This is a genomic window from Brevibacillus borstelensis (genome assembly GCF_037834415.1).
Lineage (GTDB): Bacteria > Bacillota > Bacilli > Brevibacillales > Brevibacillaceae > Brevibacillus > Brevibacillus borstelensis_A.
This window is the reverse complement of sequence record NZ_JAUMSJ010000094.1, coordinates 1-1195: the sequence shown is the minus strand read 5'-3', so window position 1 is coordinate 1195 and position 1195 is coordinate 1. Positions and strand designations below refer to the sequence as shown.

Here is a 1195-nt window from a genome sequence, read left to right as displayed (position 1 = left end):
GTTCTTAGCGTTTTTACGGCTTGTTCTTGCCGTTCTGCGAATGTTAGCCAATCGTTCCAGTTTCATGATAGACACGCCTTCTTGTATGGCTGTATGGATAATTTGCCGACTGATTTTATGGTTTTGGTCTTTCATCCAGCGTTTTTCTTTGTTACCAAGTTTGCGAATGACAGACAACTTTTTGAGCTTACCTAATTTACGTCTACGTTGTTGGTATTTTCTTCGTATGTACTTGTTTTGTCTGCCGTTTCCAAAAAAATCGAGTTTAACAATTCCATGTCCCTTTTAGTCGTCATAGCATGAAACGCTGTCTTCTTTGTCTTTCCATCTACAACGATAGGAAAAGCAACTGTATTTTCGGATACCGTATAGTTTTGGTTGTTAACGAGATAGACAGGTTTTTTAAGAATCGGACGAGCACCAAGTTTCTTGATTTTACGGAAAACACTTTTGGCATCACGAATCGCTTGATTGCATACAGCAGATGGAAGTGTTGTTTCTACATCTTTTGTAGTCACCTTCGGAAACATCCCAAGTTGTTCAGCATTTTCGGTTAGATGGTTGACCACCCGAATATACTCTTTTCCTAATTGACGGAGAACATTTGGTTGATCAGGAAATAGACGAATCTTAACGGTTAAGGCTTGCATGTGTTCACCCCCTTTTCTTTTGTTCTTCCACATAACGCTTTACTGCTTCGCTTGATACGTCTCCTGCCGTGCTAACGAAGAAAGAGCGTGTCCACAGACTGGGCAAATGAGCAAGATGCTTGAACTCCTGCCTTCATATTCGAGAGGTCACTCCTTTCACTTTTGCCATTACGCCTGATGGAGAATCAGTGGGAAGACAGTTCAGGAACAGATGAACATGATCAGGCATTACTTCCATCGCTACAATAATCCAGTCATTCTCTTGGCATATTTCTGCAAGCAGTTCCTTGAATCGAAGCTCCACTTGTTTCACTAATACTTTTCTTCGATAGCGAGGACAGAAAACAAAATGATAGTTGATGGGAGATACGGTTGTAGTCGAGCGTCTATATCTTGTCCCATATAAATATGGTATCCGTACAAAAAACTAACTGCAACAATAAGGATAAAAAGAAAAGCACTCGCACATGTGCTATGTGTTTGCCCTGCCCATCCCATGAAGGGATGTTCGAGCAAAGCCGTCTTTCATCCCACGATTAAAACCG

General features: G+C 41.3%; 1 protein-coding gene and 1 pseudogene. Both read right to left on the bottom strand.

Going from position 1 to position 1195, the window contains the following annotated elements:
- Positions 1–191 precede the first annotated feature (191 nt).
- Positions 192–650, bottom strand: a complete 459-nt coding sequence (locus Q3F21_RS27095; protein WP_340259691.1) for a hypothetical protein — start codon at positions 648–650, stop codon at positions 192–194.
- A 4-nt stretch (positions 651–654) separates the two neighbouring features.
- Positions 655–1065: pseudogene (gene tnpA / locus Q3F21_RS27090) on the bottom strand (IS200/IS605 family transposase).
- Between the last annotated feature and the right edge of the window lie 130 nt (positions 1066–1195).

Bases quoted from the DNA above. Each gene is read 5' to 3' on its own strand.
- Q3F21_RS27095 (WP_340259691.1), bottom strand. From the start codon at position 650: ATGCAAGCCTTAACCGTTAAGATTCGTCTATTTCCTGATCAACCAAAT.